This is a genomic window from Pseudoalteromonas arctica (assembly GCF_012927645.1).
GTDB classification, from domain to species: Bacteria; Pseudomonadota; Gammaproteobacteria; order Enterobacterales; family Alteromonadaceae; genus Pseudoalteromonas; species Pseudoalteromonas arctica_A.
This window is the reverse complement of record NZ_JABBMT010000005.1, coordinates 148,899-171,360: the sequence shown is the minus strand read 5'-3', so window position 1 is coordinate 171,360 and position 22,462 is coordinate 148,899. Positions and strand designations below refer to the sequence as shown.

The following is a 22,462-nucleotide window of genomic DNA, read 5'->3' as shown; positions in this document are numbered from 1 at the left end:
AAAACTAATTAACCACAGTTCGAGTTAGCTATGCTCAATCAGTTGTTCTTCTTGTTTCGTTGACCATGCATTAAGTAATGCTTTAACTAAGGATGCCAATGGAATTGCAAAAAACACTCCCCAAAACCCCCACAAACCACCAAAAAACAGTACCGCAACAATAATAAATACCGGGTTCAAATCAACCGCTTCAGAAAATAGTAACGGCACGAGTACATTACCATCTAATGCTTGAATAATGCCGTAGATGATCAGTATGGTCCAAAACTGAGTTTCTAAACCAAATTGAAATAATGCCACGGCCGCAACCGGTATGGTAACAAGTGCCGCGCCCACAAAAGGGATCAATACTGATAACCCCACTAATACGCCCAATAGCGCAGCATAACGTAAGTCAAAAATAGTAAAAGCGATAAACGATACTAAGCCTACGATCAAAATTTCAAACACTTTACCACGAATATAATTCATGATTTGTTGATTCATTTCGTGCCACACCTGCAAAATTAAGCGTCTTTGCTTCGGAACAAGCTTTTCTGCGCTGCTGATCAACTCAAGCTTATCTTTGAGCATAAAGAACACCAGTAATGGTACTAATATAAGATAGATCAACCACGCCACCACATCTTTTAATGATGTCAACGAGACCGACAATAAGACTTGACCAAACTCAATTGCTTTAGCTTCAACGCTGCTGACTACTGATTGTACTTGCTCTGCATTAATCAAGCTGGGGTATTGCTCAGGCAAGTGCAGTAAAAAAGATTTTCCCTGCTCTATCATGTGCGGGCTTTCTTGCACTAAATTACTAGCTTGCTGCCACAGTATTGGGCCCATGCCGATCACTAAGGTCAGCATCACCCCTGAAAAAATCAACATCACAATAATAGTGGCAGTAAAGCGGTGTAAGCCAAAACGCTCTAAATGCGCAACTGGCCAGTCAAGCAGATAAGCAATCACTAATGCAATCAATACAGGTACAATAAGTGCACCAAAGAAATAAAACATCGCCATTAAAGCGAGTAATAAAAACAATAAAGTCACTGAATGTGGATCTGAAAACTTCCTTTCGTACCACATTTTCACATATTCAAACACGATTTAGCTCCACGATTAACAATCCACGTTGTTGTTCTAATTTGTACTGATAATGATTTTTTTGCAAAAAGAGCTCCATATCTTGAGTAGATTGCTCAGCTAAAAGTATAAATTTTATCGATTGCGCCGCTGCTAAAGCTTGGCGCAAAGCCAACTTAAACTGGATAAATTGCTGCGGGCACTTAAAACCACGCAAGTCTTGCTCTAGCATAACCAATTATCTACTCTATAAAAATGAATAATATACGGTCTTTATCAGTACTATTAATAACAAATGTAACTTTTTCTTAAAACACACATCGCAATAGTTTATCCTTATAGCATAGTTCGTAGTAAGGATAAGTTAATGTCTGGCACGCATAATAAAGCGCAACTACCCAGTAATCCAACTCTTAAAGAAATTAACTGGTATAAAAAACAAATAAATTGGGGAGAACTCCCGCCCTTCTATCATCTTGTCGCCTCTTCAGTGAGCGAGTCAGAGGGGATATTAGAACACGGTTTTGATAATGCCGTGAAAAAAATAATTGATAGGCGTAATTGGAATCTCGATTTACTAGGAGGTCATGAAGACACTCTTGGGGAGATCCACTGTGAAAATAAGCCAAGAATTGCGTTGCATCAAGTGTTCACCGAGCGAGGTTTTGAATTATGGGCACAACCCTACGCAAAAGACGTTACAATAGATAAATACGTTAAAGATAACCGCTTTATGGAGTTTAACGAATGGGATCCTGTTTCAATGAAAAGCTTGATTCGGATTAACCAATTACATAAGTTTATTGGTTTTTACTTTGAACGTGGTGACAAAGCAGATAAGGCGCTTATTCTCCATGCACACAAGGTAGTACATAAAATCATTAGTTTTTTACAGCGCGAATTGAACGTTGTAAAGCTAGATGGGGTCACAATCAAAGAATTATATCAACTTTGCGAACGAGATAGCAGAGCATGCAGTGACGAAGTGGACATTGCTAAACTCATGCTAGGTGAAAACCATAACAAGGAATAAAATGCAGCTTAAATCAGCCTTTATTACATTATTCAGTACACTTTTAACGTTTAGTGTGCTGGTAAGTGAGCCATTAAAGGCACAAACCAATTTTACATTGCCCGATCTTGGTACTTCAGCATTGCAAGCATTGCCGCTTGAAAAAGAACAAGCTATCGGAAAGGTAATGATGATGCAAATTCGTGGCTCATCACCGGTTGTTAATGATCCCGTACTTGATGAATATTTAACGACAATTGGCCACAAACTGGTTGCCAATGCCAATGATGTACGCTTTCCGTTTTCATTTTTTTGGATCAATAATCCGGAAATCAACGCATTTGCTTTTTATGGTGGCCATGTTGGGGTGCACACCGGTTTAATTGCGCAGTCCGATAACGAAAGTCAGTTTGCCTCTGTACTTGGTCACGAAATTGCTCACGTTACCCAGCGCCACCTTGCACGTCGCATGCAACAACAGCAAGATAATAGCGCACTGACCATTGCTGGTATGATTGCCGGTATTTTAGCAACCGTGGTATCTCCTGATGCTGGTATCGCGATAATTTCAGCCAGTCAAACACAAAGCGCATTTAGTCAACTCACTCATAGCCGTTCTGCTGAGCAAGAAGCCGACCGAATTGGTATGCAAACACTCAATAATGCAGGTTTTGACCCTTACGCATCCAGTGAGTTTTTAACCAAACTTGCTGCGCAAATTCGTTATAAATACAAGCCCCCGGCTTTTTTACTAACTCACCCATTACCTGAAAGCCGCGTCTCTGATGTGCGTTTACGTGCCCAGCAATTTGAAAAGCGTCAGCTTCCGGGTAGCTTAGAATTTAACCTTGCCAAAAGTCGCGTAATTGCTCGCTATCACCAAACACCTGAAGCGGCTGAAAATTTCTTTCGAAAGCTGATACGTGAAAACAGCTTTTATAATAAAACAGCACTTAATTATGGTTTGGGTATTAGTTTATTGGATCAAAAAAAGTTCGATGAGGCGGCGCCAATTTTAGACGAACTTTTAAAGTCTGATCCTAAAAATTTATTTTATATTGATACACATACTGATCTATTGATAGCTCAGGAAAAAGCCGCTGAAGCAGTCACGTTTTTAGCCACGTTGCATGAGAATCGTCCAAATAATCAAGTTATTACCTTAAACTATGCCAATGCAGCACTTGAGGCTGAGCAATACAATGTTGCAGTGCAAATATTAAAATCATTTTTACTAGAAAAACCTGAACATAATTTAGGCATGCAACTCCTTGCAGATGCCTATAAAAAACAAGATAACTTAGCCGCTTATCATGAAGCGAATGCCGATGTGCTCGCACAATACGGTGCCTACTTAAAAGCCGCTGACGAGGTACAAAAAGCACTCAACTTTGTAGAGCCGCAAGAGCTAATTAAACAACAACGTCTCAAAGCATTGCTAACGCAATACCGACAAATGCAAAAAGAGCTCGCCAGGCTTTAAGTCTGGTGTCGCTTGGCCTAAAATAGCCTTACTTTATCTAATTGGATTGTTACTATGTCTGTTACTATTTTTCATAATCCACGTTGTTCAAAATCACGTGAAACATTAGCTCTACTTGAACAAAAATCGATTCAGCCAGAGATAATCGAATACTTAAAAACTCCACTGAATCATGAGCAAATCAGCATTTTAGTTAAACAGTTAGGGTTTTCTTCAGTTCGTGAACTAATGCGCACTAAAGAAGATATTTACAAAGACCTAGACCTTAAAAATGAGCATGATGAAAATGCACTCATTGCCGCTATGGTTGCTAACCCGAAACTGATTGAACGCCCTATTGTTGTAAATGACAATAAAGCTGCGCTGGGTCGCCCGCCAGAAAACGTACTAAGCGTACTTTAATGAGTGTTACTATTGTGGTGTTGTATCATTCAAGCCATGGCTCTGTTGCAGCCATGGCTCATGAAATTGCAGAGTCGATTGAATGCCAAGGCGGTAATGCACTGCTAAGAACCTTTGTAGCTAGAGAACCTCACGATATTGTGATCAGCAAAGATGACTTAATTCAGTGTGATGGGTTAGCATTTGGCACTCCAACTCGCTTTGGTATGATGGCCTCACAAGCCAAAGCTTTTTGGGAAACCACCAGCGACCTATGGTTAAAAGGGCAATTAATTGATAAACCAGCCTGCGTATTTTCTTCATCCAGTAGTATGCATGGTGGCAACGAAGCGACTTTATTAAACTTATCTTTGCCATTGTTACACCACGGGATGATGCTAATGGGTGTACCTTATGAAGTACCTGAATTACTTGCAACGCAAACAGGCGGCACTCCTTATGGTGCAAGCCATGTTGCTGGTGCACAAAATAGCGCGCGATTAAGTAAAGACGAAATTAAAATTTGCCAAAGCGTCGGCCAACGCTTAGTTAAAATCACGAGAAAATTACAATGACATCGCACAACGAGTTAAACCCACAACTCACGCCGAAAAAGGCTATCACTATCCGTTTTCAACGTATTGCAATAATCGGCTATGTTGGCTTGTTACTGCTGATGCCACTTTGGTTGTTTTTATTAGAGCCCAGAGAAGGTCATAGCAATGGATTTATTTTTGTTGTATATATTTTGCCGCTTTTACTGCCGCTAAAAGGTATCATTCAAGATAAACCTTATACGTATGCCTGGGCAAACTTTATCGTTATGTTCTATTTTATCCACGGTTTTACCCTGCTGTGGGTTGCACAAGAACAACTAACATGGGTTGTTTTAGAGCTGCTGTTCGCCAGTATGATGTTTATTGGCTGTACTTATTATGCACGCCACCGCGGTCAAGAATTGGGGCTAAAAATTCAAAAACTAAAAGATGAGTTAGCAACAGAAAAAGCGGCTCATGAATTTGATAACAAAGACTAAAGTTAACAACTAAAAAACGCGCTTAGTTAGCGCGTTTTTTCTTTACGGTACATAAAAGAAGCTTAAACAACTTCACTTAATGTCGCCAATGCCACAATACTTGCTAAGCCAAGCTGCCCGACTAAACTGATCAGTGAGCAGCAACGCAGTACAAATAACCCCCATGGGTGTTTAATATGTGGATATAAAGCGCAGCGCTTTAAACTCATTGCAAAAAAGAAACACACTATAGCTAATATAGTAAAGCAAAGCGTCAACTCGCTTTTAATCACAAGTGTATCGTCAAAAAAGAAAAACAACTGTAGCGGCAGTAACACAGTCACTATCGCATGGAGGCCATGGACTTTTTTGATCCGCGAGAATTGTCCATCAGGTGATAACTCTTTAATACCAAAATCACGCTCTAAGCATTTAACTAACTGACTGGCTTTAACACTCACCGCTAAACGATAACAACTTAAACCATCACAGTTACGGGCACGAAAATCATAGCCAGACTTCAATAATAGCACCATCAAAGGCTCATTTTTTGCCAGCACTGCATAATGTAAAGCACTGTTACCAAGAGCATCACGTTGTTTTTTATCTTGTTTATCTAATAAGGTTTGTACTAAATTAACAAACCCTTTTTCAACGGCCCACATAAAGGCTGTTTTACCATTTTCATCCGTCAAGGTGCCCGTTGCACCTTGCTCTATAAAACGCATCGCCATCGTTTGTTTAGCTGTATCAAAACGCAAATGCGCCAACAGTGCTTGTTCTAATAGCACCACTGAGTCAACATCAGGTGATACTTGGGTCAATAAGGTGAAATAATCCTTTCCGCCAGCAACTTTTTTCGCCGCTAATTCACTTAGCGCATTAACGTCATCGATTGAGTCAGGTATAAAGGTGCTAAAACGTTCACGAAAATCAACTTCCTTCCACAGCGCCAAAGCATCATCAGCACTCATTTTACTGCCCGCATTGAGCGCAAACTCGATGATTGTAAAATAGCGTTTTGAGAATAACTGAGATAATAACGTGACGGGTGTTTGTATCGTCGTTTGTGATGCAACAGCTGCATATTTTTCGAGGCGCTGACAAAGTAATAACACCAAACTCTCTGGGCTATACTCGTTATCAAAGTAGTAATCTTTGGCTGCCGAAATATACTGTTGAGCGGCTTCATCATATTCGCAAATATGTTGAAAAAAACATTCCTCAAATGGTTCAAGGGGGGTTAACCAGGTTAAATAATAGATAGGCGGTAGCACAGTGGTACACACGCCATCGTCTTCCTCAGTCGAGCGGCAAGCCGGCCATGCTTCTAAAGCGTCTAAAATAAATGCACCGTTTTGCTCAATAAGTCCTTTGACTAATAACGGGTATTCTCTAGGCCAAATAAGTACATTTTCCATTAAAAAAACACAACTCCAGTGTCTATCTTGCTCAGTACAAAGGTCAGTAATAAAAGAGTGTAACAACTACAAACTGACACTGCGCTTAATATAATTTTAAGTACCCCAGTAAATTAGTAATACCAGTGAGTAATGTAAGCGCTTATTCTAGCATACCCAAAACCACATGCTATAGCCAAACAGGGGGAGATTTTAAAAGAAAATAACAAAGCACCATGCAGTTACATTACATGGCGCTTTTCCCGCTGTGCCTTGGCTGTTTATTTTGCCAATTTCACTAAACAGCTGAGTTAATAACTGCTTAGGTGACTACTGAGTTTCCCCGCAAATAAAGAAGCACTAAAAACTAGCGCTGTACATAAGAGATTAAAAAGCCTCAAGCTAGCATCTTATTAGTGCCTGTTTGGCATTAGTTGATTTTATTATCTATTTCCATGTTCAGCAGACTATCTTATGGCGCGTCCTACACACTTTCTCCTCATAGTTATGCCATAGATTACATTCAAGGGGAAGGTGATGTTCAAGGTTTAAAACTGGCATACCAATGCCATGCTCCGGCTCTACAATTATTAATTAAAAACACTCACTTCGCCGGCAAAAATATAAGCTGCGGTGCGTTTTTAACCCTAGAAATCTTTGCTACACTATGCACTTATAAATGACTCATTAGAGATCACCATGCAAATTTGGCATATACTCATTATCATCTTAGTGTTAGCAATCATTATCGGTAATATTTTGCTGATCAAACACTCAGCAAAAATGGATTTTAAAAAACCAATTGATGAAGATGAACTCAAATCAGATCAACAAAAAAAGCCCTAACTAAGTTTTATTAGGGCTTTACCTCGTAGGGGATGTTCTTTATTGCAGCTCCTCAGGCAACTCTTTGGTTGCTTTAACCATATTATCAAGTGTTTGTCGCACGTCTTCCCAACCAAGGCTTTCAACTTGAGGTAAATTCATGGAGATATTTTTTGCAAACTCAAAAAATATAATGATAACGCTGTCAAACATGGTGCTATAGTAGATTTGTGAATTACACGTAAAAAAATGAGCACTATAGACATCTAGACGTTGAAACATCTTAATCCAAGGCGTATTATGGCTGTGATCTGAGTTAAACTCGCCTTTACCATGAGAATTATTAAAGATGATTGATGTAAAACACTTAAAGACCATCGCAACCTTGAAAGAAACCGGTTCTTTGGTAAATACTGCGCGCGAACTGTTTTTGACTCAATCCGCTTTATCTCATCAAATCAAAGATTTAGAGAGCAAGCTTGATTGCCAACTATTTGAACGCAAAACCCAACCGGTGCGCTTTACCCCGCAAGGTATGCTATTACTTGAACTTGCCAGCGAAGTACTCCCGCGTGTTGAAGCAACCAAATGCCGTTTAAAAGAAAGTCTTAACCAGCCTATTTCTCAATTGCGACTTAGTGTTGAATGCCATGCTTGTTTTCATTGGTTATTACCAACAATTAAAGAATTCAATAACTTTTGGCCTGATATCAAAGTTGATTATGAGCGCGGCTTTAGTTATGACGCTATTCCTGATCTGCTCAGTGATGAATTAGATTTAGTACTCACTTCAGACATTCGTGAACCAGATAAACTTGAATACGCATATTTATTTGATTTTAAACTTAAATTAATTGTTGCCCCAGATCATGAACTAGCAAAAAAAGCGTATGTAACAGCGCTTGATTTAAAAAACGAGACGATTATTTCGTACCCTATTCCACGAGAGCGTCAGGATATCTTCAAACATTTTATTCAAAATGCACGTTTTGATGGCACTTTGAAAACCGTAGATCAGGGCTTGCTGATTTTTCAGCTTGTCAGTGCCGGAATGGGGGTTGCAGCATTACCGGATTGGTTAGTAACACCCTATGAAAGCCAAGGGCTCATTAAGTCGATTCCATTAGGCGCACTAGGATTAACCCGCCCTATGTATTTAGCCATGAAAAAGAATATGAAAGATAACCCAGTGTATCGCCACTTTTTAAACACCTGTAAGTTAAATAACGGTCGATAAAATCGTGTTTACCCAGTAGCATATATAAAACTATTTTATGTATGCTACTGCGATGTTTGAACTAAAAAAAATTATCGGCGCAATGCTGATGCCACTGCCATTATCCGGACTACTGTGTTTTGTGTGCTTATTAATGGCGCTGCGAACCAATAAAGGTAGTGTATTAATTGGATTAATTTCCATAAGCTGCTTATTGCTGATCAGCACCCCTTTTATCGGTCAAAAAATAATTGCTTCTAATTCACAATTAAAATACACCTTCAACACAGAAAAACAGCTGACGATTGATAAAATCGTAGTACTTGGCTGTGACGTAAACCCTAACCCAAAACTCAACGCTAATAGTCAACTTGGTAATTGTGCTAAAAGCCGCTTAGTTGAAGGAATACGATTGGCGTACCTATATCCTCATGCGCAACTTATCGTCTCTGGTGGTGGCTATGGCAATGTCACTAACAGTAGCTTAATGCAGCAAACAGCCATTAGCTTAGGCATTGATGCTAAGCGTATTAAACAAAACCCTGCGGCTATGGATACCGCCGATGAAGCACGCCTTTTAGCACCCTCCCTTGTTGATTTTAAAGTTGCACTGGTCACTTCAGCAAGTCATATGACCCGCGCGAAGGATTTATTCAATGCGCAAGGGGTTGATGTCATACCCGCTGCTACCGACTTTTATGATTTTTCTGCTTGGCCTGCTCACAAACAATACATTCCAAATATTGAAGCATTAAAAGCAGTGACAAGCTATTGGCATGAAGTTGTTGGTAGTGCCTGGATTACAGTGCGCCGCTGGGTTGATCCAGAAGCGCTGTAGTATTATTTACACTGGGTTATCTATATCAATAAATGTTACATCAAAGCCATGTTGCTCTGCCAACAACTCTCCGAGTGCTTTTATGCCATAGCGCTCGGTTGCATGATGCCCTGCGGCAAAAAAATCTATTTTTTGCTCTCGCGAACTGTGAATTGTTTGCTCTGAAGCCTCCCCTGTTAGGTAAGCATCGATACCCTGACTTGCCGCTAAATCAATATACCCTTGCCCGCCGCCTGTGCACCACGCAATTGTTTCTATTGGCTCATCGCGTACTAAACTAACCAATGGCTCTCGATTCAATGCAGTTGCTATTTTTTGTGCGAAGTGTTTACCACTCATAGGGGTTTTTAACCGCCCTGTTACCGCCACACTCCTTGTGTTCGGCTCCAAACCACTCATCATTTCTAGATCAAGTAATTGTGCCAGTTGCGCGTTATTACCTATTGTTGGATGCACATCAAGAGGTAAATGATAGGCAAATAAATTGATATCGTGATTAAGTAACGCAGCTATGCGACGTTTTTTCATACCAGTAATAGGTTGTGCTTCACCTTTCCAAAAATAGCCATGATGAACAAGTATTGTATCTGCGCTATGCGCAATTGCAGCATCAATTAATGCTTGACTGGCAGTGACACCTGTCACAATTTTTTTAATCTGTTCACGCCCTTCCACTTGCAGCCCATTCGGACAAAAGTCTTGAATAGAATCAGGTGTTAAAATGGTATTTAGTAATTGATTAAACTCTCTGCGCTGCATTTTGTTATTCCAGATTAGCGTTAAATTCTGTGCAAATTTTGGCGTTTATAGAGCTAAAATGGAAGGAAAATCGCAAAAAATTGAAAAGTAGGTCAAAAATAGGTATAAATAAATATTCTCAATCTGTGTTTACAACGTATAGGGTCTCTGATGAGCAAACTAGACAAAACAGAAGTATTAAATGCCTTTGAAGCAGCATACCAAGCAGCCAATGGTAAGAAACCTGAAATCACCACCAAACCTGGTTGGTACAGCATCGACGGCGGCAAAAACTTACGCCTTGCAGAAGTTGCTGAATTAACAGAGCAGCTTACTTCTGGTAAAACGGCTGAGCAACCTGCTGCAACAGCGCCAGCTAAGAAAACTAAAACTAAATCAGCAGTGCCAGCTAAAGCAGCGGTTAAAAAAGCACCATTTACTATAACAACAACTAATGAAGAAGGTTACACTGCCGAAGAGTTTTGGATTGTGTACCTAGCTAAAAAAGATCACGATTGCCGCTTACCGCGCGGGGTTGTGTAATAACTTTAGACTCGTAGCAAAAAAAACCGCTTTTAAGCGGTTTTTTTATACGCTACGTACTGCCCCACTTTTTTATTTGCGCCATTAGCTAATGTACCGCAGAGCACAATAAATACAGTTCCTAGCAACACTGGCATCAACAAGAAATCCCAACTTTGCCCAGTTACTATGATCAAAATAGGGTTCGCTCCCGCCGCTGGATGGATTGTATCTGTAAGCATCATTGCTGTTATCGCAAAACCTGTGGCGAGGGCAATACTGATTGGATCACTCCCCAAAAAACTCACAAAAGTCACACCTATAAGCGCAGTCAAAAAATGCCCTACTATCACGTTTTTTGCTTTAGCTAGCGGGCTCTGTGGTACACCAAATACTAACACGGCTGTTGCACCAAACGGGGCCATTAACCACATTCCATAATTCCCTACACTTTCTAAATACGCCAATACCAATAATGTCATTGCAGAAAATACACCCGCATTGAGTGCTTTATACAACGAATAATTCATAATCACCTCCAAACAAGTAGACCGACTTATCTACCCGTGCAGCGTAGACAAGTCGGTCTACTTATGTCAAGCTTATATTTTTAGGAGTGAACATGGATAAACGCACCCATATAATTAATACGGCGCTGAATACCTTCTATCAAAAAGGCATTCACAGTGTTGGTATTAACGAAATACTTAAACTTGCGAATGTGGCAAAAAAAACCCTTTATAACCATTTTGTTAGTAAAGAAGAGCTGGTCTGCGCCTGTCTGGAATTAAGAGATCAACGTTTTAATGAATGGCTAAGAAACCAAATTGCAGACTGTACAACACCGCAACAAGTTGCCAGTGCACTATTTAGCGCTATCGCAAGTTGGATAGATAATAAAGCGCCTGAGCTTGGCGATTTTAATGGCTGTTTTTTTATTAATACCGCAGCGGAGTTTCCACAAAGCGACCACCCTATAGCGATGCTTTGCAAAGCACACAAAGAATCAGTTTTACAGTTATTGTTCGATAAACTCTCACACACAGAACAACTTAAAGGTCAGTTAGAAAAAACCATACAGTTAGCACAATTATTAATGACCTTAAAAGAAGGTATGATCTGTCAGGCTAGAGTGACGCACTCCAGTAATACACTATTGCAAGACCCAGTATTATTACGCCAACTAATAGCAAGTAGCCTATAAAAAAAGCGGCTATTTAGCCGCTTTAAGGTATAACCCTAATAATTACTTATCTTCAAAGTACAATTTATCGCGTGCTTTTTTGCCGACTTCATTCATAGTCGCGGCATCAAATAACCGACCGTTGATCATCGTGTAATCAACTTTATCTGTATCACGAATATTAGTCAGTGGATTACCATCGATCACCATTAAGTCAGCCAGTTTACCGACTTCCAATGAACCGATATTCTGATCAAGGCCGATGTACTTGGCCGGATCAAGCGTCGCCGCACGAATAGCTTCCAGTGGACTCATACCGCCTTGAGCAAACATCCAAATCTCCCAGTGCGCTGCAAGGCCTTCGCGCTGACCATGTGCACCTAGATTTACTAAAACACCTAAATCTTGTAGCTCTTTTGCGACTCGCGCATTATTAAAGTGATTATAGTGATGATCGGGCGCTTTAACGCGGCGCATTGAACGCGGTAGTAATTGATTTTTCGGCACAAATTTACTTAAACGAGGGTGGTTCCACACATCAGTCTTGTCATACCAATAGTTTTCACCCCAAATGCCTCCATACGCTACCCCAAGTGTTGGCGTGTAGCCTACATCACTTTGTGACCAAAGCTGCTTTATATCGTCGTATATGTTTGCCACTGGAATTGAGTGCTCAATGCCCGTATGACCATCAACCACCATCGTTAAATTATGTTGTAATAATGAACCACCTTCTGGCACCACCATCATTTCAAGCTCTCGGCCAGCTTCAATAACTTGTTGGCGCTGCTCTCGACGTGGTTGGTTATATGATTTAACACTAAACGCGCCAACTTTCTTTAATCGCTCTAAGTGAAATTTAGCATCGTCTAATGAGTCAATATGCGAGGTATACCCAGGCATGTTAGCCCCATACAAAATAGTACCCGTTGAGAAAATACGTGGACCTACAATCGCACCTGATTTTTGCATTTCACTTGCAGTAAATATTTCAGACGTATCATTTGAGGGATCATGAATTGTCGTTACGCCCAACGACAAACCAGCTAAGTTTTTCCAATTTTGCTCAGGAATGATCTCATCGCTACCTTGTGAGCCATGGGCGTGCGCATCAACAATTCCTGGCATAATTGTTTTACCTGTTACATCAATTACCTGTGCGCCTTTTGGAATGTTAATATCAGCAGCTGTGCCAACGGCTTTAATATGTTTACCATCGGTTAGTAGTATACCATTTTCAATGACTTGTTCACCTTGCATGGTGATTATACGGGCGCCCGTTAAGGCTATCATGCCTTTAGGCTCAGCCATTTTAGTAGTAAAACCGATGTTTTCACCACTTTTTACTTTAAAATCAGCATCATCTGCTTTATTGATATCAAACAACCCCGCTAAACTTGCATGATATAATTCAGGGCCGAGTGTCCAATATAATTTATCGCTGCTTGCGCTCCAACTAATGTTTTCACCGGCACGCACCGATAACTGCTCGATTGGGAATTGACTATCTTTAGGGCCAATATTTATAGTTTTACCGCTTTCAACGAGTGGTGTAACAAACACTTTAAAGCGCTCAGCAAAAGCAAGGTACTTGCCATCAGGCGATACTCTAAACTCAGTGGCATGTTCAGACTCATACAATTTAGAGACTTTTTTAGACTCCAGCTCAACCACACTCAGCGTTGGCTTGGGCCATGGGCTCATCACAAAAACTCGATCATTAGCTGATGCAAACTGCGGCTGATAACCACTTTTAGAAATTAACTCAGCTTTTCCGCCTTTGCTACTCACGGCATAAATTCCCGGATGCAGTGACCAATCAGGGTTTAAAATACTGCCTCCTGTCGCTTTACGGTATACCACTGTTTTGCCATCAGGGCTAAATGTTGGCTCAACATATTTACCTGGCTCTGTGGTAATATCGTCACCGCGACCACTGCGCGCAGAGACAACTCGTACAGCGCCCTGCTCGTTATCATCCCAGGTTACATAAACTATTTTTTTACCATCACGTGAAAACTGCGGAAATAACTCGAAATGGTTATCTTGTTTCGTTAAACGTTTAATTTTACCTGACTCTAAATCGCGTTTATAAATATGCCCAAGCGCTTCAAAAATCGCGGTTTCGCCATCAGGTGATACTTGTACGTTACGTAGCATTTTTACGTCAAACTCATCACTATCAAGGTTCTGTGTAAAGCGCACTGCTTGTTGAATTTTTTTGCTGGTTTTTACTTCAAATGGTACGGTTTCTACATCGCCATCTTGCACATCAAGTTTATGAATTGTCCCCCCGGCCCAAAATACCAGTTGGTTATTATCTGGTGTCCATGCAATGGTTGGATACACGCCATGTATAGCCCAAGTCTCTTGCATATCACGCTCAAGTTTATCGTATAACTTAGTGTGCTTACCGGACGTTAAATCATATAGATACAAGCTAGTTTGAAAGTCATCACGCTTAATATACGCAAGCTTCTCACCATCTGGCGACGGCGTTGGTCTAATAGCACCGCCCATACCATCAATAATCGTTTCTATCTCACCGGTTTGTCGATCGTAACGCTTGATTTTATAAATGCCAGCAACCGAATCTTTTGAATAATGAAAGGTTTTACCCGGCGTTGCATCATGTGAAAAATAAACATATCGGCCATCAGGTGAAAACATCGGCTCACCTAAATCTTTTTGATCATTCTCACGTTTAGTAAGCTGTACACCTTTGCCACCCGCTTTATGATAAAGCCATACTTCACCTGCGCCTAATGAACGGCTCGCTGTAAAATGCTTACGAGCAACAATATAGTCGCCGTCGGGGCTCCATGCGGGACTGTTCAATAAGCGAAACGTTTCATCGGTTACTGCGGTTTGATTCTCACCGTTTAAATCCATCAACCAGATATTATCGCCACCACCTTGATCTGAGGTAAACGCAATATGTTTACCATCAGGACTAAAACGCGGTTGCATTTGCCATGCGATATCAGAGGTCAGTTGCGTGGCAGTGCCACCAGCCATCGGCATAGTGTAAATATCGCCCAGTAAATCAAACGCAATGGTTTTGCCATCAGGACTGACATCGATATTCATCCAAGTGCCTTGCGAGACACTAATATTAGCATCAGCAAATTGCCCTTGTGGCGCATCCACTTGCCATTTTTTGTCATCATTATCTTGTGCCTGAGCCTGACTATATAGCGCCAGTGACACAGCTACAGCCATTGCCGTATGAAGCATTGTTTTCATCGCCTTCTCGCTTATTTTTATTGCAATTCTCATCTTATAAACATGATTGCAACAAAAACGGCAGCAAGTTACCAGCGATATCTGATAAAGCATCGTTATTTGGCGGTTAATGCCATTTTATTGGATCAAACTGATAATAGCCGACCAATAAACTGTATATTTCAGGGTCATAATGACGCAGCTCACTGGGCTTCTCGAGAAAAGTTTCAGTGATCACGGCAAAAAATTCGGCTTCATTAGTTGCACCATAACTATGAATAACATGCGGCATATTATACGCGACATGAGTTTTTAACTGATTATAAGCGCGGCTAAAAACACGCCCCCATTGTTGATAATCCGTTTGCTTTGCTAATAACGGTGTGCCAGTGGTTTTACCTGTTTCTTGATCAAGTTGGTGAGCAAATTCATGAAATACTAAATTGTGCCCGTCACTGGGTAAGCGGTTCCCTTCAAGCACATCGTGCCAGCTTAGTACTAAAGTCCCTCCAGGCCATGATTCGCCTTGACGAACAGTATTATGATAGCTTACTAATCCGGCACTATCACGCGATGTCTGCGGTGCATAATAAGCACTTGGATACAGCAAAATTTCTTTCACATTTTGATAAAGTGGCCATGGTTTATTAAGCACCAACACACACGCATCCGCAGCAATAATCAACTTCATACTCTCGTTAAGAATTAAACCATCGCAACCAATAAAGCGCTTTTCATTTAGAAACCAGACAATATGACGCTCTAATTTTTCCCGATCAGCATCCGTCATTTTTTGATAGATAGGCATATACCGTAATAATAATGTTTTTTGTTTTTCATCTAAACGATAATCTTGATACTTTTTTTGCCACAAGCGGTTTTGGATAATCGGCCAACGCCAATAAACAACTACAAATGCGATCAGCGCAAATATTAACAATCCATTTACCATTACAAGGTCCTATCAACAGGTGTAGCTTATTAATATATCCTGTGAGAATAAAATTCAATCATCTAACTTAGCAACAGCTAAAAAAACGCCCATAACTATGTTATGGGCGGTCAGCTATATTATTTCGTAATAATCAATTATATTAACGGTATAAACGATCCCATGCACAAGTACGGTAACCATTACGCTCAAAGTAGAAGCGGTTACAATTATCATCATAGTTACTATTACCTACATCAATACGGTGACCACTAATATATTGATTATGTAATGACACCTGCTGACCGTTATACAACAAAGTAAAATGCACATGCGGGCCAGATGATTGACCTCCATCACATAACGCTTGGTTATAGCTATTAGCATAACGGCCAAGCCATGCGCCAGGTTGCACATAATCGCCACTGCTATACTGCAAATTAGACATATGATAATAGTTGGTTGAATAACCACTGGAGTGTGTTACGCGGATATTACATGACGAAAAGCGCGTGACAGTACCGCCATGCGCCGCTTGTACGTAAGGTGTATTTGCGCCCCAGCCACCAGAACCATTATTAAAATCAAGCGATGAATATGGATAACCTGAGCCTGTATTAGAGTGAGCCCCACCGCTATACCAGTAGCCTGATGGCCAAGGTAGATCCATAGAAAAACTGGCAGCAACAAATTGCTGCTCACTGCTTTGCGCTGAATTTTTTGATGAACGTTGCAGTTGCGTACTGCTTTCAGGGAATAAACTATCAAAGGTGGCTAAAAAACGAGTTAAATCGACATTCGTGTGAGTAACATTATCCTGATCCACTGCCAATTTATCACGGTTTTTAAACACACTAACCAGGGCAGCCGTTGCAGCTGTACTACTATGGGTGCTAGGCAAGTTAGTAATAGCCGTACTGTTGTATTTTGATACTTTTGCCGTCACTTGGCTATCTTGCCACTGCTTATAAGCATAAAACCGCTGGCTTAATTTTGTTACGACATCTTCTACTTGCGCGTCAAAACCCTGCTCATCAGATAAACCTGCTAACGGATTAGTGATGTCAGCATCAGGGTTTGAAAGTAAACCGCTTTGCTGTTCTATCAAGGCTAAAATAATTTTCGGGTTAATACTGGTAAAACCGGCCCAGTGTAAAATTAGCTCTTTTTTATCTTCTAGTACAGGGGCATGTAGAGCAAAAAAGTTATCCCAATCCTCATTCAATAAAGCATTATTAAATACAAATTGAGTATCATCAACAGTCAGTAAAGAGTTTAATTTTAGTGATTCAATAGACTGTGCTGTAAATGAAAAGTTATCGTTATTATGGCCTTCTGCAAATACCACAGGTGACACGCCTAAAATACCTGCAAGTGCAAGGTTAATTATGCTATTTTTCATCTTTTGTTCCTTGTATAAATATCAAAAAAGATCCCCAACTGGGAACAAAAGGTATAGCACCAAAGTTAAATATATGTTAATTTCATGTTCTTATGTTTATATAAATATATTTTATGTACCTGATATGGCATGGCCTGTAGCTGGTTTTTCTGGAGAAAAACAAAATGAACAAAATGCATACAATTAATAATTGCAAAAATATGTTAAGGATCCAAGTGTTCAGCATTAAGCGTATCTGAAAATATTACTTCGACCCTATTTCGGCCATTATTTTTTGCTTTATATAATGCCTGATCTGCTTGCGCTAGTAACCTATCATAATCATTGACGCTTAATGAGTCTGCGATACCAAAGCTAACTGTTACAGTTAATCCACTGGCAATATTTGAGAAATCATAGTTTGCGATTTGCACCCGTAGCTCTTCACATAATTGCGCGGCTTGTTGTGCGGTTTTGTTAGGGAACAATAAGGTAAACTCTTCGCCTCCCCAGCGAGCAACTTGACTTGTGTCGCCCTCACTACATTGACTTAACAGGTGAGCAACGACACAAATTACCCGATCACCAATAATATGTGACCACCCGTCATTAATTCGTTTGAAGTGATCAATATCCATAATCGCAATAGCCAAAGGTAAAGCTTGCTGTTTAAAATCTGAAAAATTATCAGCAAGCCAACAATCAAAGGCACGACGATTTGGCAAATCAGTTAATTGATCATGGGTTGCTTGATGAGCAAAGGCATCTGTTTGTTGTTGTAGATCGTTAGTTTGTTGCTCAACCCGCGTGATCAGCTCTATTTCTATTTTTTTATAATGATAAAGTCGGTATCTATAAAGCCCGTAGACTAATGCTAATAAACCGATAAAAACCATGATCTTAAAAGTAATTTTTTGCCAGAAATATGACTGAATCACAAACGTTAAAGTTTTATCATTATCTTGCCATTGCCCATTAGGGTAGCCAGAACGTACCTTGAACGTATACTTGCCCGGTGGTAAATTAGTATATTCAGTAATGCCTAGTTGATTACGGTTAACCCACACATTGTTATAGCCAGTCAATTGGGTCTGGTAGTTCAGCCGATCGGGCATAATAAAACTTAATCCCGCATAATGAAAAGAGATCCGCGAAACGCCCAGCGGTAAAATAATTTCTTCACCTTGCTGCACCAAGGGTGTTATTTTGCCATCTACATACATGGCCTCAATAACTGTCGGCAATGTCTTCTTTGTAGCTTGTTTTAAACGTTCGGGGACGATAGTACTTGCACCTTGTGCTGTGGCAATCCAAATACTGCCATCTTTGTGTAACACCGCAGCAGGATTAGACCCACCATTAGCCTGAGCGCTTAGCATACCGTCTCCTTCATCATATAGCTGATACTGGATTGGCAACGTATTATTTTGTGCTAACTGCGCTAGCCGCTGTTTGACTTGCTGTTGATTAACTTGGATCACACCGCGATTACTCGATAGCCAGAACGAATCTCCCTGTGCCACAACTTGAAATAACTTATCAACTGGCAAGCCTTGTTCATGCCCAAGAATACTCATTTCTCCGGTTGGAATATTACACCGGACAAGACCACGATCTGTCGCCATCCAGATATATTCAGACTCAGCATAAAAACCAAAAGCATATTCAGCATCAAAGTGGGCAGGAAACACTTTAGCCGTAAATTTTTCTAAATTTGGGCTAAAAGATGCTACTCCAACGCCGGTTCCAATCCATACATTGCCATAATTATCTTCACTAAGGGCTATAATAAAATCACCGGGTAAACCATCTGCACTGGAAAACTGCTTCAGTGAGCCATCCACATCTATTCGTGTCAATCCAGCGGCGGTTCCTACCCATAAGCGCCCTGCACTATCAAATAATAATGCCCTGACTTCATTGCTGGCTAAGCCATTTTTACGATCCCGAACGGGATAAACTTTACCATTGATAATCCGCATCAAACCTGAGGTATACGTCCCGAGCCAAATATGCCCTTGCGCATCCTCAGCTAAACTTAAAACAGATAACGGATCATGCCCATAAGCAGCAGGAAATGTGTTTACTTTATTATCTTCAATACGGTTTAAACCAAGGCTGCCGCCTACCCATAAGCTACCATCTGAATGGGACAGCACGGTACGAACATAGTCACCTGTTAACCCACGTTTTTTGGTCCAAGTAGAAAAAGCAGCTTCACGCAATCGGTACAAACCGCCATTTGTGCCAACCCAAATACTGTTTTCACGATCTTGTAATAACGATAAAATTCGATTGGCAGGTAAACCAGCATCAGCATCAAGTTGTTCAACCCCTAACGGACTTAATCGAAACACCCCTTGATTGATCGTACCAAACCAAAGATCATCATGATCATCTTGTAAAATACTTGAGATAGCTTCATCTTTAAGCTGCTCATGAATACTGATAAAGCGGTTGTTCACCAGCTTCCATGCGCCTTGCTCACTGCCGACGATGAGCTCACCTTGGCGGGTCAAATATAAGGTGTATATTGGACTTTGTGGTAAACCAGAATCGGGAGTAATTAATCGCGCTGTTTGATTATTAATTTGATACAAACCATTGCTGGTTGCAGCCCAGATCATACCTGCTTTGTCTTCTATTAGACGATAAGCACTGAGGTTTTCTAAAACCCTCGTGTCCGGTGCATTATCAAATTCGCGATATACAACGCCTTGGCCCTCAAGAGCTAACCAAGTTTCATTTGAAGATGTTTTTAATACGTGATTTACCATCGCAGTGGCATTAGGCTTAGCGTGCCATTGCCCTTGATATAAATGACTGATCCCACCTCGGGCACCCACTATATATAAGCCGCCATCAGCTTGTGGGGCTAAACTACGTAAACCAGAATCTGGTAAACCAGTTATTTCCGTACGTGTAAATAATTTAAACTCACGGCCATTAAATCGGGCTAATCCTTCCCATGTGGCAATCCATATATAGCCATCATTTGTTTGCACTACACTATTGATACTATTATGAGGTAAACCAGAACGGGTATTCCACGTTTCGGCAAAATAGTCATTAAGAGGTAAACGGGTTTGCTCAGCAGCAAAGCTACTAAAAACAACAAAAAAGAAAAAGCAAAGACCTAAACGAATCATTATACTAAACGCCTTCGTAATTATGGCAAGCTAACAACTTAGCATTAACACAAATTAAATAGATAATGATTTACTAGTAGTTAACTATCATTATGTTTTTTCGTATAGGAATTATACTAACATAGTCTGAGTTTCATTTTCATTAACTAAATAACACAATTCGTTTACGGCTAGGCTAAGCACACAGAGCGTGTATGCTCTGCTGTAACTGCTCAATAAACTTCGCGACATGTAAACCATCCATCAATGCATGGTGCACATCTATTGAGATCGGCATTGCCCCTTTTTTTGCATCAAACTGTCCAAACACTAACCTAGGAATACCAAAATAATTACCTTGTGTATGCGCATGAGAAAAGCTCGTAAAGTTTAACCACGGTAAAACCGAAATATGAATCAAATCAGCCTGACCTTCAGTTTGCGCAAAAGCAGTTGAGAATAATGGCTGTTGCTTTGCCGCTAAGCTAACTTTGTTTGCATGTAGTTGAAAGTCGTTCAACGTAGCTTGTTGTGAAAAGTAGCTAAACCGAAAGGTATCATCTTCAGCAAGCTCTACAACACTGGCACGTTGAGCAGCTAGTTGCCAAGGTACACCGTCAATGATCCGCAGTAACATTGGCTGATAAGCATTGCTAGCCTGCAATGTCGCATAGATATAGGCATGAAAAAAAGAGCATTGCTGTGATTTACAATACTGATACAACGCCCCCATATCTAATTGTACACATACATTAAAATAGGGTTGCGTAAATTCTTTAAACAGTGAGAAATGTTGTTGGCGTGGCCATGTAGCTAAATCGATGGGTGTCATATCTTTAGAAAACTATACAAGTCAGGATGACCGTATCGTGAGGGATTTACTGAATAATGTAAAGGCGTGCAATGGCACGCCTAAAACGCGTTTATTACAAACCGTTTTTGATGATCTCTTGTGCGAGTTCATCTGCGATCAAATGCGTTGATTTTTGCTCTTTCTCACTACGCGAGAAAATTTCTGTTAAGGTTCTGAAAATCCCCTCAACATGTTTATTTGATGCCTCAGCACTGTAACCTTCTGACGCTGTTTCATAATAAACATTAATAATACCACCTGCGTTAATCACATAATCTGGTGCGTATAAAATACCTTTTTCACGAATGATCTCACCGTGACGAGACTCAGCTAATTGGTTATTTGCACAACCAGCAATAATGGTTGCTTTAATACGTGGAATAGTTGCATCATTTACTGTTGCGCCAAGTGCACACGGTGCATATACATCAACATCAAGGTCATATATTTCATCAATGCCTACAGCCGTTGCTGTAAAATCATTCACGACACGATCAATCGCCACTTGATTAATATCAGTTACAAACAAGGTCGCACCCGCGTCATGCAAATGTTTACATAAGCCATAAGCAACAGCGCCTAAGCCTTGTACTGCCACTTTAACGCCACTCAAGTCTTGATGACCACGTTGATGTTGTAAAGCCGCTTTAATTCCTAAAAATGTGCCATACGCTGTAAATGGTGATGGGTTCCCACTTTTACCTTCAAGGCCTAATACATAGTTAGTTTCTTTATTCATGATAGCCACATCATCACAGGTGATGTTTACATCTTCAGCAGAATAGTAACTTCCATTTAAACGCTCTAATTGGCGACCAAATGCACGGAATAACTGTTCAGACTTAATTTCTTTGGCATTACCAATGATCACTGATTTACCACCACCAAATGGTAAACGTGCTACTGCATTTTTGTAGGTCATACCCTTTGATAAGCGAAGCGCATCAACAACAGCGTCATCATCACTTGCGTAATCCCACATTCTGCAACCACCAACCGCAGGACCTAAGTTAGTATTATGAACGGCAATAATTGCACGAAGGCCTGATTCTTTATCTGCACAAAAAACCACTTGTTCGTGGTTATCAAAATCAACTCGATTGAACACAGCCACTTTATCTTACTCCGAAATTTGTAACCCGCGAGAGGGTATGCACGCTGAAATTGCCGAGACTCTACCACTTCATATTACAGCTTGCCACTATATGAGATGATAAGCGGTATCTGAAAAGACTCAAATACCACATCATAAAG

Annotated in this window: 21 protein-coding genes; 10 read left to right on the top strand and 11 right to left on the bottom strand. The window is 40.5% G+C overall.

The window, feature by feature from the left end; all coding sequences use genetic code 11:
• Positions 1 to 24: 24 nt before the first annotated feature.
• A complete protein-coding gene (locus HHO47_RS05340) occupies positions 25 to 1,098 on the bottom strand; it encodes an AI-2E family transporter (protein WP_169019350.1) in 1,074 nt (357 codons plus the stop codon).
• On the bottom strand, positions 1,091 to 1,309 hold the full coding sequence (locus HHO47_RS05335; protein WP_169019349.1) for a sulfurtransferase TusA family protein: 219 nt from the start codon (positions 1,307 to 1,309) through the stop codon (positions 1,091 to 1,093). Before HHO47_RS05335 ends, HHO47_RS05340 begins: the two co-directional genes overlap by 8 nt.
• Before the next feature lie 135 nt (positions 1,310 to 1,444).
• On the opposite strand from HHO47_RS05335, the gene HHO47_RS05330 reads away from it, so the two are divergent.
• Genes HHO47_RS05330 through HHO47_RS05310 form a run of 5 tightly spaced genes read left to right on the top strand, consistent with a single transcriptional unit; the run spans position 1,445 to position 4,989 of the window.
• Complete coding sequence (locus HHO47_RS05330; RefSeq protein ID WP_169019348.1) at positions 1,445 to 2,110, top strand: hypothetical protein; 666 nt, start codon at positions 1,445 to 1,447, stop codon at positions 2,108 to 2,110.
• A 1-nt stretch (position 2,111) separates the two neighbouring features.
• Positions 2,112 to 3,572 (top strand): beta-barrel assembly-enhancing protease, encoded by a 1,461-nt coding sequence (locus tag HHO47_RS05325; RefSeq protein ID WP_169019347.1) that lies wholly within the window; start codon positions 2,112 to 2,114, stop codon positions 3,570 to 3,572.
• Between the two features lie 54 nt (positions 3,573 to 3,626).
• Positions 3,627 to 3,974: an arsenate reductase (glutaredoxin) gene (arsC, locus tag HHO47_RS05320; protein ID WP_169019346.1), complete on the top strand. Its 348-nt coding sequence runs from the start codon at positions 3,627 to 3,629 to the stop codon at positions 3,972 to 3,974.
• Positions 3,974 to 4,528, top strand: coding sequence for an NAD(P)H:quinone oxidoreductase (wrbA, locus tag HHO47_RS05315; protein WP_169019345.1), 555 nt, complete (start codon positions 3,974 to 3,976; stop codon positions 4,526 to 4,528). The genes arsC and wrbA overlap by 1 nt, the downstream gene beginning before the upstream one ends.
• The gene (locus HHO47_RS05310) at positions 4,525 to 4,989 is read left to right on the top strand and encodes a DUF2069 domain-containing protein (RefSeq protein WP_169019344.1); all 465 of its coding nucleotides are present in this window, start codon (positions 4,525 to 4,527) and stop codon (positions 4,987 to 4,989) included. Before wrbA ends, HHO47_RS05310 begins: the two co-directional genes overlap by 4 nt.
• Before the next feature lie 62 nt (positions 4,990 to 5,051).
• Here the strand turns inward: HHO47_RS05310 and HHO47_RS05305 are convergent, their stop codons facing one another.
• Positions 5,052 to 6,389 carry an ankyrin repeat domain-containing protein gene (locus tag HHO47_RS05305; RefSeq protein ID WP_169019343.1) on the bottom strand — a complete coding sequence of 446 codons (1,338 nt, stop codon included), beginning with the start codon at positions 6,387 to 6,389 and terminating at the stop codon, positions 5,052 to 5,054.
• A gap of 678 nt (positions 6,390 to 7,067) precedes the next feature.
• Between HHO47_RS05305 and HHO47_RS05300 the strand changes: the two genes are divergently transcribed.
• The 3 genes from HHO47_RS05300 (at position 7,068) to HHO47_RS05290 (ending at position 9,247) form a co-directional block, all read left to right on the top strand.
• Positions 7,068 to 7,214 (top strand): DUF2897 family protein, encoded by a 147-nt coding sequence (locus HHO47_RS05300; protein WP_169019342.1) that lies wholly within the window; start codon positions 7,068 to 7,070, stop codon positions 7,212 to 7,214.
• Between the two features lie 328 nt (positions 7,215 to 7,542).
• On the top strand, positions 7,543 to 8,430 hold the full coding sequence (locus tag HHO47_RS05295; RefSeq protein ID WP_169019341.1) for a LysR substrate-binding domain-containing protein: 888 nt from the start codon (positions 7,543 to 7,545) through the stop codon (positions 8,428 to 8,430).
• Positions 8,431 to 8,482: 52 nt separating this feature from the next.
• Positions 8,483 to 9,247 (top strand): YdcF family protein, encoded by a 765-nt coding sequence (locus tag HHO47_RS05290; protein WP_169019340.1) that lies wholly within the window; start codon positions 8,483 to 8,485, stop codon positions 9,245 to 9,247.
• Between the two features lie 6 nt (positions 9,248 to 9,253).
• Here HHO47_RS05290 and HHO47_RS05285 read toward each other — a convergent pair whose 3' ends face one another.
• A complete protein-coding gene (locus tag HHO47_RS05285) occupies positions 9,254 to 10,006 on the bottom strand; it encodes a Nif3-like dinuclear metal center hexameric protein (protein ID WP_169019339.1) in 753 nt (250 codons plus the stop codon).
• Between the two features lie 150 nt (positions 10,007 to 10,156).
• Here HHO47_RS05285 and HHO47_RS05280 point away from each other — a divergent pair, with 150 nt between their 5' ends.
• Positions 10,157 to 10,528 carry a hypothetical protein gene (locus HHO47_RS05280; protein ID WP_169019338.1) on the top strand — a complete coding sequence of 124 codons (372 nt, stop codon included), beginning with the start codon at positions 10,157 to 10,159 and terminating at the stop codon, positions 10,526 to 10,528.
• A gap of 32 nt (positions 10,529 to 10,560) precedes the next feature.
• Here HHO47_RS05280 and HHO47_RS05275 read toward each other — a convergent pair whose 3' ends face one another.
• Entirely contained in the window at positions 10,561 to 11,037 is a 477-nt protein-coding gene (locus tag HHO47_RS05275) for an HPP family protein (RefSeq protein WP_169019337.1), read from the bottom strand.
• A gap of 92 nt (positions 11,038 to 11,129) precedes the next feature.
• Between HHO47_RS05275 and HHO47_RS05270 the strand changes: the two genes are divergently transcribed.
• Complete coding sequence (locus HHO47_RS05270) at positions 11,130 to 11,711, top strand: TetR/AcrR family transcriptional regulator (RefSeq protein WP_169019336.1); 582 nt, start codon at positions 11,130 to 11,132, stop codon at positions 11,709 to 11,711.
• A gap of 42 nt (positions 11,712 to 11,753) precedes the next feature.
• Here the strand turns inward: HHO47_RS05270 and HHO47_RS05265 are convergent, their stop codons facing one another.
• From HHO47_RS05265 to HHO47_RS05240, 6 genes are all read right to left on the bottom strand, one after another.
• Positions 11,754 to 14,936 carry an amidohydrolase family protein gene (locus HHO47_RS05265; protein WP_169019335.1) on the bottom strand — a complete coding sequence of 1,061 codons (3,183 nt, stop codon included), beginning with the start codon at positions 14,934 to 14,936 and terminating at the stop codon, positions 11,754 to 11,756.
• Positions 14,937 to 15,042: 106 nt separating this feature from the next.
• Positions 15,043 to 15,867 carry a M90 family metallopeptidase gene (locus HHO47_RS05260; RefSeq protein ID WP_169019334.1) on the bottom strand — a complete coding sequence of 275 codons (825 nt, stop codon included), beginning with the start codon at positions 15,865 to 15,867 and terminating at the stop codon, positions 15,043 to 15,045.
• A gap of 142 nt (positions 15,868 to 16,009) precedes the next feature.
• The gene (locus tag HHO47_RS05255; protein ID WP_169019333.1) at positions 16,010 to 17,248 is read right to left on the bottom strand and encodes a M23 family metallopeptidase; all 1,239 of its coding nucleotides are present in this window, start codon (positions 17,246 to 17,248) and stop codon (positions 16,010 to 16,012) included.
• A 203-nt stretch (positions 17,249 to 17,451) separates the two neighbouring features.
• The gene (locus HHO47_RS05250; RefSeq protein WP_169019332.1) at positions 17,452 to 20,376 is read right to left on the bottom strand and encodes a ligand-binding sensor domain-containing diguanylate cyclase; all 2,925 of its coding nucleotides are present in this window, start codon (positions 20,374 to 20,376) and stop codon (positions 17,452 to 17,454) included.
• Positions 20,377 to 20,551: 175 nt separating this feature from the next.
• Positions 20,552 to 21,187, bottom strand: a complete 636-nt coding sequence (locus HHO47_RS05245; RefSeq protein ID WP_169019331.1) for a CatA-like O-acetyltransferase — start codon at positions 21,185 to 21,187, stop codon at positions 20,552 to 20,554.
• 94 nt (positions 21,188 to 21,281) lie between these two features.
• Positions 21,282 to 22,322, bottom strand: coding sequence for a Glu/Leu/Phe/Val dehydrogenase (locus HHO47_RS05240; RefSeq protein WP_169019330.1), 1,041 nt, complete (start codon positions 22,320 to 22,322; stop codon positions 21,282 to 21,284).
• Between the last annotated feature and the right edge of the window lie 140 nt (positions 22,323 to 22,462).